Origin of the sequence: Jeotgalibacillus soli, assembly GCF_000829435.1 — a bacterium.
Classification (GTDB): Bacteria; Bacillota; Bacilli; order Bacillales; family Jeotgalibacillaceae; genus Jeotgalibacillus; species Jeotgalibacillus soli.
In genome coordinates this window covers 247,972-263,869 of the sequence record NZ_JXRP01000006.1, presented here as the reverse complement: position 1 = coordinate 263,869, position 15,898 = coordinate 247,972, and the positions used below count along the sequence as shown (strand labels likewise).

Here is a 15,898-nt window from a genome sequence, read left to right as displayed (position 1 = left end):
GCTTTCATATAAAAAGAGCAGCCAGCACGTTAAAATAAAACATGCCGGCTGCTCTTCTATTTACGATCTTTTTGCTGCTCCTTTAACATCGCTTCTATTCGATCAAGCTGCTTTTTGCGCCCAAAGATTATATTTTTTATGAAGTAAATGCTGCCGCCTATTATCAAGATTAAGAATAAAAACATAGTGATCTGGAAAATAATATCACCGCCATTGAATTCACTCATTAATTACCATTCCCCCCTTGATGATATGCCACCCTTCTGTCAATAATATCATCCAAATAACTTTCATTTAGTAACTAATACGTGCCACTATGTTGAAAGTTTCAAAAAAGAGCTCCCGAAAAGTCGAGAGCTCCCATCATACTTGCATTAATTTGTTGACTCATCCTCTGATCCGCCAAAGACTCCGGAAATGGCATCCATAATTCCTTGGAAGAAGTCCTTTACACCTTGCCAGAAGCCCTCATTGTCCACTACTTCACTCAATTTTTCCTGAATAGTATTTGACAACTGTCCCAGCTGTTCTTGCACGTTATCAAAATTAATATTTAAATTCCTCATTTGTTCAAAAAGATCGGTAAGACGCTGGCGATCCTCTGCACTTAAATTAATATTAAGATTGTTTAACTGCTCTTCAATAATCGCTTCGATTTCTTCACGGCTTGCAGGCTTTTGATCGGCAATTTGCTGTTTAATTTCAGCCAGCAATTCACTCACCTTTTCCTGCTCAATGCCCTCTTCATTTACAAGATCTGTGGCTAGGTTCAATTCATCATTTGCGACTTCAAGTCGTGCAGTGTCAAGTGTTTCTCCACTTACTTCGTATGCTTTATAGATCCCTGTTAACGCAGAATGGCCGCTTACCTTAATAGGAGACGCTACTTCAACCGTGGCATTCTCAATTCCAGCAGTCAAGAGTGCATTCGCATACATCGTATCTGTTACTTCCGTAATGTTCTCAGGTGTTACACGTTCAATAACGAGTCCTTTCCCCTCTTCTTCACGCGTTATTTTTGCAGAAGAGTACATGCGTGCATTACGGTCTTCACCCTCAATATAGCGTACTAGATCTTCGCCCGTAACTGTTACCTCCTCAACCATTTCAGGATTGGTTACCCCTAGCAGCTCTCTAACCTCTGCCTTCTGGGAATCATTTAATGAGCCACCCAGCACGACAATCGGCAAGCCGAATTTTTCATTAATACTATCTTCATTATTATTTTCTGCGGCCTTAACACTGCTTGCTGACCCGATATTCAGCGCAAGAATGAAGGCAAGTGCAATCATGCTTATACGTTTAATCATATTGTTATTCCCTTCTTCTTATAGAATCTTTTTCACCAGCACCTCTGATAGGTTTGATACCATCTTAAGTCATTCCATCAATTATCTCTATTGGACGCAAGGACTATTTAAGGTCATTTAGGACCTCATACTAGTAAGACGTAATAATTCAAGAAAAGGTTTCACTTTTATTATAAAATCACAAATAAAGAAGCACAGCTTTATACTGTGCTTCTTCATATTCCACTGAAAAAAGATGTTTTCATCGCAAAAACCATGCTTTCTTCTCCAATCCAGATGCTAAATAAGCAGCCTGTTTTTTTACATCCTGCACAAAATGATTTATTTCATTAATGGCTTCTTGAAGAGAACGAACGGACGTAACAATTCCGTCAATGCTCTGACCATTTTCTTTTGCGTGCTGCTGCAGCGTTCTCATCTTTTCCCCAACTGTTTCTCCACCTGCTGCAGTTTCACGCGACGTTGAAACAACGAGATCGAGCTGCTGCTTTAACTGCTCCTGCAGCTGAATTAACTGATCAAACACGACAGATGTTTCCTGAATGGAAGACATGCTTTTTACTACCTGTTGGTCTGTATTCTGCAATGAGATGGTCACTTCTTCTTTTGCTTGTAAAATATCAAGGACAACGTCCCTAGTTTGAGTAGATGCTGCAGCCGATTGCTCGGCAAGCTTTCTAACTTCACCAGCTACAATCGCAAAGCCTTTGCCATGCTCACCTGCTCTTGCTGCTTCAATTGAAGCATTGAGTGCAAGAAGATTTGTTTGATCGGCAATTTTCGTAATCGCATCCAGTGCGAGTCCTATTTCATTTGTTTTCTCCTCGAGCAATCCTACTACTTGAACAGAATGGCGGGAAGACACCTGTACATCCGTCATTCGATTGATGGTTTCAGCAAGATTTTCCTTATTGATTGTCGCTACTTGAATCACTTCATCCGTTAATTCAAACATTTCATTTGATCGGCTTGAAACTCCTTGAACCTTTTCGACCATTGTTTGCATATTCTGTTCCGTTTGCTGGGTGGATTCCTGATATAGATCAGATACTGCTTCCATTTTCTCAACCTGCTCGCTCACCTGACGAACTGCGAGAGAAGAGCCAGATAAATGGGAGGATAACTCGCTCACCTTTCCGTCTAACCGCTTAGCTGTATTTTCAATATTATGCAGGACCTCGCTAAGTACCAGCTGAAGCTCCTCACTTTCCTGCACTTTATTCCTGGAGCGCTGAACGGCAAACAGTAAAATAAAGCCGATTACCACAAATTGAACGGTGTAATAGGCCCCAGTCAAAATGGATTGCTCCAAACTGGTTTGAATGGACATCGGTTCAGCAAAAGCCCAATGAGTAAATTGAGCAATAATGAGTAATGCTGACGCGGCAATTAGAGATGTTTTCATGAGCTTAGCATCTGCATAAAGGGCTGCAATGCCAAGTGGTACCAACCAAAAATATGGCACATTCACCCAGGCATTTGTATAAAAGAAAAAGGCTAAGATAAGTGTGGATAATACGGACAGCTCTTTAAAATATGTAGGTGCAGATGAAAATTTGTAGTAAGAAACAGGGACGAGCAATAAAACAAATTGAACATTATAAATAATATCCATGACGGTCAAAGACGGCCAACCGTACATGATTATCTGAGTAGCCATATTTGCAGCCATTAATACCGCGGCAACAATAAATAGTTTATACAAAATAGAAGATAATCTCTCTTCACTTAAACTTTTTGAATGACTACTATTTCGATTCAATATTATCCCTCCAATTTTCCCATTATTATAATCCAAAAGACACTATTAAATGCATTATACCTTCATTGCGCTTTCCAAATAAAGCTAATTATTACTTCTCGTCCATTTTTCTATTCATCAAATATATAACGCTATTTTTATAGAAATGAGGCTGTAGCTCCTCTTCTTTTACTCTATAATTCCTTTATAAGGTATTTTTACTTTTAAGGAGGATGAAAATGAAAATTCTTGTAGTAGGTGCAGGTGCTATTGGCGGATATTTTGGCGGTCGATTACTGGAAAAAGGTGAAAATGTAACATTTCTTGTAAGAGAAAAAAGAAAGAAACAGCTTGAACAAACCGGTTTAATGATTAAAAGTGTTCATGGAAATATGCATCTAACCCCCTCGTTGATAACAGCCGATCAGAGGGCAGATCCTTTTGATGTGATCCTTATTTCAACCAAATCATATCAATTAAACGATGTGATAAAAGATATTCATCCATTTGTCGGGAATGAAACGATGATCTTGCCTTTGCTAAACGGGATTGCTCATGTCAATCAGCTTATCAAGGAATTCGGTGAAAAAGCCGTCATTGGAGGACTTTGTTTTATCGAAACCACCTTGGATCATGAAGGAAGAGTCATTCAATCAAGCCCTATTCACAAGCTAGTTTATGGTGAAAGAAATGGACAAATGACCGATCGAATAAAAAGGCTGCAATCCTCCTTTGAAGGAACGAAGGCATCATTTATTTTAAGTGAAAAAATTAATCAAGATATGTGGCATAAATATTTATTTATCTCTGCTTTTTCAGGCATTACTTCTTTAATGAATTCTCCAATTGGCCCAATTCGGGAAGAAAAATCAGGCTACAAAGCCATCGCTGTACTGTTAAATGAGATTTCCGCAATTATGAAAAAAATAGAAGCTCCTATTGAGGAGAAAATAGCTGAAGCACAGCTCGAAACCATGAAAGAAATGGGTGATCAGATGAAATCATCCATGCAGCGCGATATGGAGAAATTATTCCCTATCGAAGCAGAGCATCTTCATGGCTATCTTCTTGAAAAAGCCGAAGACCATCACTTGGACGCTCCAGTGCTTCAAACCATTTATACAAAACTGAAGCTATATGAAAAAGAGCTTTCTCAAAACCAACCATAAGCATGCACCAATTCAGAGAATAGTTTGACAATGTAATAGAACGTGATACTATTAAAATCAAATAAACAACTTTATATCGATATTCCGCTAGGGGTGCCTATATATAGGCTGAGATGGACGTGCGACGTCCGGACTCTTACTACCTGATCTAGTTCATACTAGCGTAGGGAAGTGGAGGCTCCGAAACGTACTGTCTATCTACTTTTGGATTACGCCGCCACTTTCTCTATTTTCAGGGAAAGTGGCTTTTTTATGTTTTCGGCTTTGTTAAACATGTCCGTTGATTGCAGCACGCTGGCGCTCGCTTTCCGCGGGGCGGGCGGTGAGCCTCCTCGGTGCAGCCGCATAGGCTGCTGAAATAGTCGCTCTTTTCAAACTCGTAAAATCAATTCCCAAAATAACATTGATTTTACGATTGATTGTGGGAAATAACCACTACATTATTATGAAAAAAGAGAGATAAAGTGGGGATTAATTTTTCGCTGTTTTTGAAAACCTTACTTTTTCAGTGCCCTCGTAGCCGCACCTGTGGAATCTCACCTGTCCCGCTTCTCCCGCAGGAGTCTCGCAAACCAGCTCCAATCAACGCTGTGCATAAATTAAATCATGTCAACTAAAGGAGGAAATAACATGTCTTTTTCTCAAGAAATTCGCCAACAGGCAAACGAAATTTGGCAGGCAAGCTTTGATCATCCATTTGTAAAGGGAATTGGTGATGGGACACTGTCTCTCGATCAATTTCGTTATTATGTGCTGCAGGATTCGTATTATTTATCTCATTTTGCAAAAGTGCAGACACTGGGTGCAGCAAAAGCGGATGATCTCCACACTACAAATCGCATGGCTATTCATGCACAGGGTACTTATGAAGCCGAAATGGGCTTGCATGAAAACTTCTCAAAACAGCTTAAAATAACAGATGAAGAGATTGCAAGCTTCAATCCCTCTCCTACCTCCTATGCCTATACTTCACATTTGTACCGGGCAGCACAAGGACACTTAGGAGATATTATCGCTGCTCTCCTCCCGTGTTACTGGCTCTATTATGAAATTGGAGAACGTCTGCAGGGCAGTTCGCCAGATGAAGAGATTTATCAACAATGGATCGCTGCTTATGGAGGAGAATGGTTCCGCGCATTAGTAGAGGAGCAAATTGAACGCTTGGACCTTCTCGCTTCTCAGGCGACAGAACAGGATCGCCAGCGGATGGCCCGCCATTTTCTTATCAGCAGCCAATACGAATATTCATTTTGGGAAATGGCGTACACCCTTGAAAAATGGCCCTTCCCTGCTATTGTTTTTCAAAAGTAATTCCAGGGAGGCTTACCAATGAACCGCTTTACCTATCATGTGTTATCCACAGGTGGACAACCACCCGCAAAATGGCTTGAAACTATGGGAACTGTGCATAAAGATGTGGATTACATTCATATCCGTGAAAAGAATGCAACAGCAAAAGAACTGCTTAACTATATTGACTCCCTGCTCAGCCTGGGAGTCCCCGCACATAAGCTCATCGTAAACGACCGTGTCGATGTTGCGTGGACCCAGACGATTGGGGTGCAGCTCGCCTACCACAGTCTGAATGCTGAAATGGTGAAAGATTTTTTTCCAAGCTTACTGGTAGGAGCATCTGTTCACAGCGTTGAGGAAGCACATATTGCTACCTCAGCTGGCGCTGACTATTTACTTTATGGACATATTTTCCCTACCAATTCGAAACCAAATCAAACTCCAAGGGGGTTGAGTGCACTTGAACAGGTTGTCGAAGCATCAACTGTACCTATCATCGCCATCGGCGGGATACTGCCTTGGCATGTTCCGCTCATTCAGCAAACAGGCGCAGCAGGAATCGCATTAATGTCAGGTGTGATGAATGCAATTGACCCTCTGTTAGCCATTCAGTCCTATCGAAAGGAGGAAATCCATGGACAGGTATGATGTCATTATTGTCGGAGGCGGCGTAATCGGCAGCTCGGTCGCTTTTCAGCTAAGCAAAAGAGGAAGGAAAGTATTGTTACTAGACCAAGGTCCTCTTGGTAAGAAAGCGTCAAGTGCAGCAGCCGGAATGTTAGGTGCACATACTGAACTGAATGTGGATAGCCCCCTCTATTCCTTTGCCTTATCAAGCAAACAGCTTTTCTCTGATCTTGCCGTTGAATTAAAGGGCTTAAGCGGGATTGATATCGAATATGTGGATAAAGGGATGTATAAAGTAGCAACGACCGAGGAGGAAGCTCTTACCTATCAAAAGCTGGCACTTGAACCAGCTTATCAACAGCAGCAGATTAAGTGGCTCGATGGAAATGAAGTCCGAAAATGCGAGCCTGCTTTATCCACATTTATTAAGGGAGCAATGTGGATTCCAAAGGATGGCCATGTTTCGGCACCTGCCTTATCCATAGCTTTAGCGAGTGCAGCAGCATCTTTTGGCGCTGACATAAAAGAATATACACAGACAGCTTCATTTATTGTGGAAAAAGGAGAAGCAGTTGGTGTAATGACAAACACTGGTCCAGTTAGGAGTCTGCATATCATTGTCACTAGCGGAGCCTGGAGTGAGAGGTTATTAAAGGAATCTGGCCTCCAGCTTGATACCTACCCTGTAAAAGGCGAATGCTTTTCGGTGAAAACACACCAGCCTCTTATTAAAGGCACCATTTTCTCTGAAGGCTGCTACCTCGTTCCTAAAAAAGGCGGACGATTGATTATAGGTGCGACAGAGCAGCCTCATTCTTTTAGTGAACAGGTTTCTGTTCAAGGAATCTCCAGCCTGCTTGAACGCACAAAAAAGATTTTGCCTTCCATTGAACAAGCTCATTGGGAAAAAACCTGGGCTGGTATTCGTCCGCAAACACAGGACGGGCTCCCTTTTATTGGTGAACATCCACAAATTAAAAATCTTTTGGTTGCGACCGGCCACTATCGAAATGGCATCCTGCTTGCACCAGCTACAGGATTACTGGTGGCAGATCTTGTTGATAAGAAAACGGTGCGGCCTGAATGGAAAGAAGCTTTCAGACTTGACCGCAACCATGTTTACGCGAGGAGTGCATTTTCATGAAAATGACAATAAACGGTGATTCCGTTGAAGTCCCTGATTCAATTGAGGTCATCACAGACCTGCTTCATCACTTTGGATTAGATCAAAAGGTTGTGATGGTTGAACTTAACAATCTCGTAATTGATCGCAAAAAACACGATATACAAACAGTCGAGCCTGGGGATGTCATTGAGCTCGTTCAATTTGTAGGAGGAGGATAATCATGTTAAAAATTGGTCCTTTATCGTTTCAATCTCGTCTGCTTCTAGGTACCGGAAAATATCCGGATTTCTCGACTCAAAAGCAAGCCGTTGAGCAATCAGCAACAGAAATTCTGACCTTTTCTGTTCGCCGGATGAATATCTTCGAAAAAAATCAGCCAAATCTGCTTGAAGAGCTGAATACTGAAAAGTACAGCCTGTTACCCAATACAGCCGGTGCTAAAACAGCTGAAGAAGCCGTTCAGACTGCACGTCTTGCCAGATCCAGCGGTCTTTGCGATATGATCAAGGTAGAAATTATCGGCTGTCAAAAAACCCTTCTTCCTGATCCGGTTGAAACCCTTCGCGCTTCTGAAATGCTTTTAGAAGAAGGATTTATTGTGCTGCCTTATACGTCAGATGACGTGGTGCTGGCTCGCCGCTTAGAGGAATTAGGCTGTCACGCCATCATGCCCGGTGCCTCCCCAATCGGCTCAGGACAAGGGATTATCAATCCGCTAAATCTTCAGTGGATCATTGAACAAACCAGTATCCCTGTTATTGTGGATGCAGGAATTGGCTCTCCTTCTGATGCTGCACTTGCAATGGAATTAGGAGCAGATGGTGTATTACTAAATACAGCCGTATCTGGAGCCAAGGATCCTGTCAAGATGGCCATTGCCATGAAAAAAGCAATTGAAGCAGGACGTCTTGGTTATGAAGCAGGAAGAATTCCTAAGAAGACCTACGCAACACCAAGCAGTCCAACAGAAGGATTGATTTCTGGATGAATGAACGCTATTCAAGACAGGTATTATTTCAGCCCATTGGCACAAAAGGACAGAATTTAATTCGTCAAAAACATGTGATGATTATTGGTTTGGGCGCTCTAGGTTCCTCCATTGCAGAAATGCTGACACGAGCAGGCATTGGACAGCTAACCATGATTGACCGCGACTATGTTGACTGGAGCAATCTTGGCCGACAGCAGCTATACGAGGAAGAAGATGCTGAGCTTCACTTGCCCAAAGCCATTGCAGCAAAACAGCGATTAAAAAAACTGAATTCAGACGTAGTGATCCATGCTCATGTCATGGAAGCGACCGCAAATGACCTAGAAGAATTTGCTCAACATAACATTGACATTATGCTTGATGCAACAGATAACTTTGACATACGCATGATTATAAATGATGTCGCTCAGAAGTGGGACATTCCTTGGATTTACGGAGCATGTGTTGGCAGCTATGGCATGAGCTACACGATTATTCCAGGTGAAACTCCCTGCCTTCAATGCCTGTTAAATACAGTGCCGTTAAACGGACCAACATGTGACACAGCTGGAATTATTAGCCCTGTCGTTCAGCTTGTCACAGCACATCAGGTCGCAGAAGCACTAAAACTTTTGGTTGGAGACCATGCAGCACTGCGAAAAGAACTAGTAGCCTTCAACTTATGGGAAAATCGTTATCAGTCACTTACCATCGATCATTTAAAGCAGTCCGACTGCCCAACTTGCGGAGTGCAGCGAACCTATCCTTATTTAATTCAAGATACCGAAGTCAAAACAGAAGCACTGTGCGGCAGGGATACTGTTCAAATACGTCCATATCAGCGAATCGAACGAGATCTTTCTTTACTGGAGCAGCAGTTGAAGCGTCAAAATGGTGTCGTAAAACGGAATAACTATTTACTAGCCTATTCGACAAATACGCACCGGCTCGTTTTTTTTCATGACGGACGCGTACTCGTTCACGGCACGAACAATGTCGCAGAAGCAAGCAAGCTTTATAAAAAGCTTATTGAATAAAAAGTAATCCTGCGATTATCAACGAAATCAAACATCTCTGGATATGTTGCCCCCCTAGGCTCAAGCACGCAGCGAAAATAGCACAAACATTACCTAAGGATTATTTAAAGACTATTTCAATTAATCTTACTATTGATTAAATACACCTACTCAATAGCCTTTCACCTAATTTTCCTGTATACTGTTTATACGGTAACTTTTTGTAACTATATCTCATGCTAATGCTTGATTTTATAAAGGAGGGGAGGCAAATGGCTACGATGTCACTTTGCCCAAAATTTGAACAAGCCTTTCAGTTACTAGGTAAGCGTTGGAATGGTGTAATCATCCGCGTACTTGCTGATAGTCCAAAGCGCTTTTCAGAAATTGCAGAACCGATCCCTCATATCAGCAATAAAATTTTAACAGAACGTTTAAAAGAGCTGGAAGAACAAGGGATCGTTGTTCGGGAAGTATTTCCCGAAACACCTGTGCGTATTGAGTACCGATTAACAGATAAAGGACACTCACTTACACCCATTTTAGACGAAGTGCAAAAATGGGCTGACCACTGGTTAATCAACGAGTTGCAAAAATAAAGAAGCTGGCTATTTTAGCCAGCTTCTTTTTTATGCAGATTGTCTTGTCATTCCTATTATTTTTAACCGATCATTTTCTTCCCCAATGACGAAAGTAAACGTGTACGTCTGGTTTAATCGCATATGCTCAATCAATTCTTCCATATGTACCGTTACGTTTATCTCTACTTGATCACTGACAACGAGGATTTCAGGATTGTCCATTGAGATTGATGGGATATTTCGAAAACTCTCTCTATATGCTTCGTAGCTTGTTTCCTCCTGAAATTCTGACCCCATTAGAGAATAGGCCGTCACATAGTCACCAAATTGAAGGCTATCAAAATAATATTGAACGACGTACAAAGCCAACTCCTCTCTCGAAGGAACTGCACTTTCTTCCGGCTGTTTAGCGTATTGATCGAAAGCTGGGAGAGATTCCAATGGGCTGTCCACCCATGATTGAATCATATCCACAACATCCATAATGGGAATACTAAAGCCCAAATTCATCTCCGGATCTTCAGCAGAGTTAATGCCGATTACTCGCATTGTATCTGCATGCAATAAAGGGCCTCCGCTATTTCCTGGGGAGATCGATGCTGTAATTTGATCGATATTTTCATACGTAAAGGGCTCAATCACAAAGTGACGATCTACTCCGTTAACCTCCCCTACCGTAACTGTATTTTGGAAGCCAAGCGGACTGCCAAGTGCAAGAACTGGATCAGAAAGTTTAGCCCGCTGGTCCCGTTCAACCACAAGCGGCTCCATACCAGCTAGTTCCTCCACTCGGACAACCGCCACATCCGTCGTATCACTAATTCCGATTACAGCACCTTTAAAACGCCCTGAATCAGCTGTGATCACAGTGACTTCTGCAGCGTTTGCTACGACGTGTGCGTTTGTGACAATATCACCGTTCGCATTATAGAGAAAACCTGACCCTATTGACCCGCTTAATGTCTCGATTTGCACCACTTTTTTTTGAGCATCGTATACCGCTTCGTCACGGCTCATTTTCATTTGTTGGATAAACTGCTGCTGCTGGCTGTCAAGCTCCTCAGACAGCAGGTAGGATTTTTCTTGTGTTATGCCTCCTGCCACATGATCATGTATATAAAAGACCCCAATTATGGTACTGATAATGAGCAGTGCGGAGAAAAATGAACAAATCATCCAGCTTTTCTTCATATGAACCTCCTATTCCAAATACCATGTTATATTTGTAATTTCTACTTTCCCCTCCGCACTGCTTTGTTGAATGCTACCGGAAAATTCCCCTCTTTCACCTGGGGCCAAATAAGCCGGTTCAATATGGCAAATGCTTTCATCAAGTAATGTACCTTCTCGATCATAAATCCCCCAAGTAATTTCCACAGCACTAATAGGGCGCGTTGCTTGATTCTCAACCTCACCTGTAAGATAGATATAGCCGTCTTCCTCAGGTCGAACTTCCCATTTTAGGATATTTACTGCTTCCGTTCGATTATATAGATCTTCTTCCTCTGCTTGTTTCATCGCTTCTTCCAAGCGATCATACTCAGCATTTTGATAATCGAGGCGTGCTGTCTCAACATCCACCCTAAAACTTTCTAAGTCCTTATGATTAACCGCAAAGCCTAATGCGTGGTCAATAACATTGAGTGCAGATGTAAATTGCGCATTTTTCACCTTTGATTCAGCTTCATCAATGGCTACTGCTGCAATTTTATTGCACACCTCTTCTCTTGCTAGCAGGGCTTCGTTTCCTTGCAGACCAGAAAGCTGCAATAATTTCCCTGCAAGAGACTGGATAGACAATGAGGTTTCTAAATCACGCCGTACAGTGGCCACCACTAGCCTTTCCCTTGTATCCATTAAATCTTTTTTTAACAAGAAAAGAAGCTCATTTCCGCCATCTTCTATTTCATAGATAATCGTTTCTAATTCTTTTTGCGCATAATCAAAATCTCCGGTTTTAACCCGTTCGTTCAAGATCTCGATTCTTTGATCAAGAATTTTCGCATCTTTTACTGCTGCTAAACCATCCTTCAGGGCTTCATACTCAGGACGAGAGTCAGAGGCTTTCTCCAGAAGATGAATGGCTTCATCCCAGTTCTCTTTAAATGCCGCGCTTTCGGCATCCGCCTTCCATTGAAGGACTTGATCATTTCGCCACGCTTCATACATATAACATGCACCGAGACTTACTATACAAAAAGTAAAAATAAGTGCCGTCATTTTTATAGGCGGAGTGATTTTTGAACGTTGATAAAGTTTTCCATAATCGTTGGGTTGTATACTCGATAAACGCTCCGCTCGGGAAGGAGTCACTGCTGCCTTTTTGGTGGAATGATGCTGATCACTCATCCTCCTCCCTCCTCTCTCAACCTTTTTTTCTTCACTAATACCCTCTTTTGCCCTATTTCATTCATTTATCCTTCGATTTTCTTTACGATTTGTTACCAAAGTGTAGCAGATTAGACATAGTTCGCTCATCCAACAAATTACCTTTTTCTAAGGTAAACAGCATGAAAAATGTGTTTGAAAAAAATATCTCAAATTCGAGAAATATTTTAATGATATATATTGACATCTCATTTCATAGGTTTTATACTGATTACAAATACTAACCAAGTTACTAAATGTAACTTTTGAGGAGGAACTTTTTTATGACAAAGAAATGGGCTTTAGATCCAACGCATTCAAGCATTGATTTTTCGGTAAAACACATGATGATCTCTCGTGTGAAAGGTTCTTTCAACAGCTTTTCTGCTGATATCGAAGCTGACGTAAACGACCTATCAACAGCTACAATTAATTTCACTATTGATGCAAGCAGCATCGACACACGTACTACAGACCGCGATAACCACTTGCGTTCTGCTGATTTCTTCGATGTTGAAAAATATCCAAACATCACATTCAAATCTACTGATGTGAAAAAAGTCAGCGATGATGAGTATGAGTTAATTGGTGACGTGACAATTAAAGACGTGACAAAACAAGAAACATTCAAAGTGGAATTTGAAGGTGCAGGAAAAGATCCTTGGGGCAACGAAAAAGCTGGATTCAGTGCAAATGGTAAATTAAGCCGTTCTGCATACGGTCTAACATGGAACCAAGCACTTGAAGCTGGCGGCGTACTAGTAGGAGACGAAATTAAATTCAACATCCAAGTTCAGGTAACTCCAGAAGCATAATTTTATACTCAGAAACCACTCGTATTTTCAGTCCAAACTTGAAAATACGGGTGCTTTTTTATTATTCTATTAATAATCACTGCGGCGGGTATCTTCCGTTAAGTAAGACAGAAACACAGCTTTCATATAATCATCCATTAGGATCTGAAAAGATATCAATATTCAGATCCTCTAGTACCTTTATTGCTGCTCTAACGGGTAATTTCGGGAGCATAAATTCATTCGACACTACTTGTTCGATATCATGAATGGAATGGAGAGTCTTTTTCATGATCGTTCCATTTGAGTAACGAATCGATAATTGACTATTCACCAATGAAACGCTTCGATTTTTCTTTGCTTGCCATAGCTGACACCGCAGAATTGACATAAAGGTAGCATTCGGTTCATTTGAGGCTTTAATAACTCGCTCAAAGCCACCCAGGTCGTATGGCTGCTTCGCATCAAATGTCCATGCCTTCCCGTTTTGATTGCCATTCGTGAAGCGAACATATTTATATTGATGGCCATCTCCTTCAACAGGCAGAATATTCACTGTATCTCCGCCAAATCTTGAACTATTTTGATAATCCTTTTCAAATCTTATTGGCTTAAAAATCGGGGCAGCAGCTCCGCAATCCACATATACCTTCTCACGATCAAAAGCAACAATAATCCCCATATGCTCTTCTCCAAGCATAATATGATAACAGTTAAAGCCGATTTCCTTTAAAAGGAACAATAAATTAGCATTAAGGGTATAGCACGTTCCCCCAAATTGATATTTATAATGATTCATAATAAATACATCGATAGGAGGAATTTCAAACCCATTATTATATCGATCCTGAAAATAAATCAGCTTGCTGATATTTTCAAATGGAAATGTTGTTAAATGCGCTCTGCATATTCTCTCTAAGTATTTGTATGTAGGAGGTTCCAGCTGTAAACCAAGATCATTCAAGTAGGTATTTGTCCAATGGGATGCTTTGATCATAAGACTAGCTCCTTGTTTTTTGAAATTACTTCTACCTTTACATAGACAATCTAATTTTGTAAAGGGTACAAACGACTCGGTTTCATAAAAACAACCTCATATCGTAAGAATGAGGGTGTTTTTGGCATTTATATATCAAAAAATTTCAATTTACCATTTTTCCGCTTTCATCCCAAAATTGTTTTCGAATAACGACTTTTTGAATTTTCCCTGAAGCCGTTTTTGGCAATTGATCCATAAAGGTGAAGGCCTTCGGAATTTTAAAACGGGCAAGCTTGCTTTGAGCAAATGTAACCAGTTCTTCTTCTGTTAAAGTGTGACCATCCCGGACAACGACGACTGCATGCGGCACCTCTCCCCATTTCTCATGAGGCACTGCAATAACGGCTGCTTCTAAAACGCCTGGATGCTCATACAAGATACTTTCAACCTCAATAGAAGAAATATTTTCTCCACCACTGATAATGACATCTTTTTTTCGATCCACAATTTCAATGTAGCCATTTTCATCAATGGTTGCCATATCTCCTGTATAGAGCCACCCATTTCGAATGGCAGCAGAGGTTGCTTCATTATTTTTGTAATATCCCTGCATCACATTATTCGATCTTGTCGCAATCTCCCCTATACTTTTACCATCATTTGACACAGGCTCTCCAAGTTCATCTACTACCCGTACCTTCGAGCCAATCATTTCATACCCTGTTTTTGCCTTTAATCGATAACGCTCGCTATTTGACTGCACCTCGAGCGGGGACCGAATTTCCGAAATGGTAATAAGCGGTGATATTTCTGTCATTCCATATACTTGGATAAACGTCCATCCAAGTTCCTCCTCTACTTTTCGAACAAAAGCAGGCGGTGGTGCAGACCCTGCGATCACAACGCGCAATGGATGATCAACTGTTATTTTTGTTCGCTTCGCTTCCTCTAACACCATATTTAACACGGTTGGTGCCATATGCATGACACTTACACCGTATTTTTCTACTTTTTCTAGAAGGACTGCAGGATCCACTTTTCGAAGCATAATTTGCGTGGCTCCATTGGCTGTATAGTAAAATGGCGATCCCCAACCATTTACGTGAAACATCGGCAAAACGTGCAGCAGTTTATCTTCATCACTTATCCGAAGATGATGCATAGCGGACATTGCATGGAGATAATTTGCGCGATGGGTCAAGAGCACGCCCTTTGGATCTCCTGTCGTTCCGCTCGTATAAAGTAATGAAGCGTAGTCAGTTTCTTCAAGCTCTACACAGTCAAATGGGGCATTTGAAAATTCTTTAAGCCATTCCTCATAATTCAAGCACCCATCATGATCTCTCGTGGCGCTATGTATAATGATTGTTTTTACCATCTCCAGTTTGTGACGCACCAGCTCAATCAGCAGGTAAAGCTCTTCGTCTACAAACAGCACCTTACTCTCGCTATGATTTAAAATAAATAAGTAATCCTCTGGCCGCAATCGTGTATTTAATGAGGTCATAACACCTCCAACCTGAAATACACCATAAAATCCTTCTAACATTTCCAACGAATTAGGTGCTAAATAAGCTACCTTATCCCCTTTTTCAATAGAAAGCGCTTTCAATCCTCTCGAAAGTTGATTCACACGCCCTTGCATTTCTGCATACGTATAAGTACGGTCTCCATCAATCACAGCCGCTTTTTCTCCGTATAAATGCACAGCTCTGTCTAAAAAGTCCGTTAACACTAAAGGTACATGCATATAATATTCCCTCCCATTCTTACAAATATCCCCGATTAAAAGTATTGTAGGGCTTTTCGCTTTTTTTCGCAACGAATATACAGAAATCTTAGATAAATAGGTGCTGTTAATATATGCTAAACCCATTTTTTCTACATATTTTAGTCTTTTTCACAAAAGATAACGTGAACGCTAT

General features: G+C 41.1%; 16 protein-coding genes and 1 riboswitch. Of the genes, 9 read left to right on the top strand and 7 right to left on the bottom strand.

From position 1 onward, the window contains the following. Positions 1 to 56: 56 nt before the first annotated feature. The 3 genes from KP78_RS19855 to KP78_RS02115 all read right to left on the bottom strand — a co-directional run bounded on the left by KP78_RS19855 (position 57) and on the right by KP78_RS02115 (position 3,072). A complete protein-coding gene (locus tag KP78_RS19855) occupies positions 57 to 227 on the bottom strand; it encodes a hypothetical protein (RefSeq protein WP_157841422.1) in 171 nt (56 codons plus the stop codon). A 147-nt stretch (positions 228 to 374) separates the two neighbouring features. After that, on the bottom strand, positions 375 to 1,310 hold the full coding sequence (locus KP78_RS02120) for a DUF1002 domain-containing protein (RefSeq protein ID WP_041085856.1): 936 nt from the start codon (positions 1,308 to 1,310) through the stop codon (positions 375 to 377). A gap of 241 nt (positions 1,311 to 1,551) precedes the next feature. Then, positions 1,552 to 3,072, bottom strand: a complete 1,521-nt coding sequence (locus KP78_RS02115; protein ID WP_041085854.1) for a methyl-accepting chemotaxis protein — start codon at positions 3,070 to 3,072, stop codon at positions 1,552 to 1,554. 218 nt (positions 3,073 to 3,290) lie between these two features. On the opposite strand from KP78_RS02115, the gene KP78_RS02110 reads away from it, so the two are divergent. From KP78_RS02110 to KP78_RS02075, 8 genes are all read left to right on the top strand, one after another. Next, a complete protein-coding gene (locus KP78_RS02110) occupies positions 3,291 to 4,220 on the top strand; it encodes a ketopantoate reductase family protein (RefSeq protein WP_041085853.1) in 930 nt (309 codons plus the stop codon). Positions 4,221 to 4,299: 79 nt separating this feature from the next. Next, positions 4,300 to 4,407, top strand: a riboswitch (TPP riboswitch). A gap of 443 nt (positions 4,408 to 4,850) precedes the next feature. After that, complete coding sequence (gene tenA, locus KP78_RS02105; RefSeq protein WP_041085851.1) at positions 4,851 to 5,531, top strand: thiaminase II; 681 nt, start codon at positions 4,851 to 4,853, stop codon at positions 5,529 to 5,531. An 18-nt stretch (positions 5,532 to 5,549) separates the two neighbouring features. Beyond that, a complete protein-coding gene (locus KP78_RS02100; RefSeq protein WP_041085850.1) occupies positions 5,550 to 6,161 on the top strand; it encodes a thiamine phosphate synthase in 612 nt (203 codons plus the stop codon). After that, on the top strand, positions 6,148 to 7,284 hold the full coding sequence (gene thiO / locus KP78_RS02095) for a glycine oxidase ThiO (RefSeq protein ID WP_041085848.1): 1,137 nt from the start codon (positions 6,148 to 6,150) through the stop codon (positions 7,282 to 7,284). Before KP78_RS02100 ends, thiO begins: the two co-directional genes overlap by 14 nt. Beyond that, the gene (gene thiS, locus KP78_RS02090; RefSeq protein WP_041085846.1) at positions 7,281 to 7,484 is read left to right on the top strand and encodes a sulfur carrier protein ThiS; all 204 of its coding nucleotides are present in this window, start codon (positions 7,281 to 7,283) and stop codon (positions 7,482 to 7,484) included. The genes thiO and thiS overlap by 4 nt, the downstream gene beginning before the upstream one ends. A 2-nt stretch (positions 7,485 to 7,486) precedes the next feature. Beyond that, positions 7,487 to 8,254: a thiazole synthase gene (locus KP78_RS02085; protein WP_041085844.1), complete on the top strand. Its 768-nt coding sequence runs from the start codon at positions 7,487 to 7,489 to the stop codon at positions 8,252 to 8,254. Then, positions 8,251 to 9,273 (top strand): MoeB/ThiF family adenylyltransferase, encoded by a 1,023-nt coding sequence (locus tag KP78_RS02080; protein ID WP_041085842.1) that lies wholly within the window; start codon positions 8,251 to 8,253, stop codon positions 9,271 to 9,273. The genes KP78_RS02085 and KP78_RS02080 overlap by 4 nt, the downstream gene beginning before the upstream one ends. A 251-nt stretch (positions 9,274 to 9,524) precedes the next feature. Next, positions 9,525 to 9,851 carry a winged helix-turn-helix transcriptional regulator gene (locus KP78_RS02075; RefSeq protein ID WP_041085841.1) on the top strand — a complete coding sequence of 109 codons (327 nt, stop codon included), beginning with the start codon at positions 9,525 to 9,527 and terminating at the stop codon, positions 9,849 to 9,851. Between the two features lie 30 nt (positions 9,852 to 9,881). Here the strand turns inward: KP78_RS02075 and KP78_RS02070 are convergent, their stop codons facing one another. Both KP78_RS02070 and KP78_RS02065 read right to left on the bottom strand, forming a co-directional pair. Then, positions 9,882 to 11,024: a S1C family serine protease gene (locus KP78_RS02070; protein ID WP_041085839.1), complete on the bottom strand. Its 1,143-nt coding sequence runs from the start codon at positions 11,022 to 11,024 to the stop codon at positions 9,882 to 9,884. Positions 11,025 to 11,033: 9 nt separating this feature from the next. Next, the gene (locus tag KP78_RS02065; protein ID WP_041085837.1) at positions 11,034 to 12,182 is read right to left on the bottom strand and encodes an FxLYD domain-containing protein; all 1,149 of its coding nucleotides are present in this window, start codon (positions 12,180 to 12,182) and stop codon (positions 11,034 to 11,036) included. 302 nt (positions 12,183 to 12,484) lie between these two features. Here KP78_RS02065 and KP78_RS02060 point away from each other — a divergent pair, with 302 nt between their 5' ends. Then, entirely contained in the window at positions 12,485 to 13,015 is a 531-nt protein-coding gene (locus KP78_RS02060; RefSeq protein ID WP_041085835.1) for a YceI family protein, read from the top strand. 130 nt (positions 13,016 to 13,145) lie between these two features. Here the strand turns inward: KP78_RS02060 and KP78_RS02055 are convergent, their stop codons facing one another. Both KP78_RS02055 and KP78_RS02050 read right to left on the bottom strand, forming a co-directional pair. Next, positions 13,146 to 13,991 carry an arylamine N-acetyltransferase gene (locus KP78_RS02055; protein WP_041085833.1) on the bottom strand — a complete coding sequence of 282 codons (846 nt, stop codon included), beginning with the start codon at positions 13,989 to 13,991 and terminating at the stop codon, positions 13,146 to 13,148. Positions 13,992 to 14,136: 145 nt separating this feature from the next. Beyond that, complete coding sequence (locus KP78_RS02050; protein WP_041085831.1) at positions 14,137 to 15,723, bottom strand: long-chain-fatty-acid--CoA ligase; 1,587 nt, start codon at positions 15,721 to 15,723, stop codon at positions 14,137 to 14,139. Positions 15,724 to 15,898 lie beyond the last annotated feature (175 nt).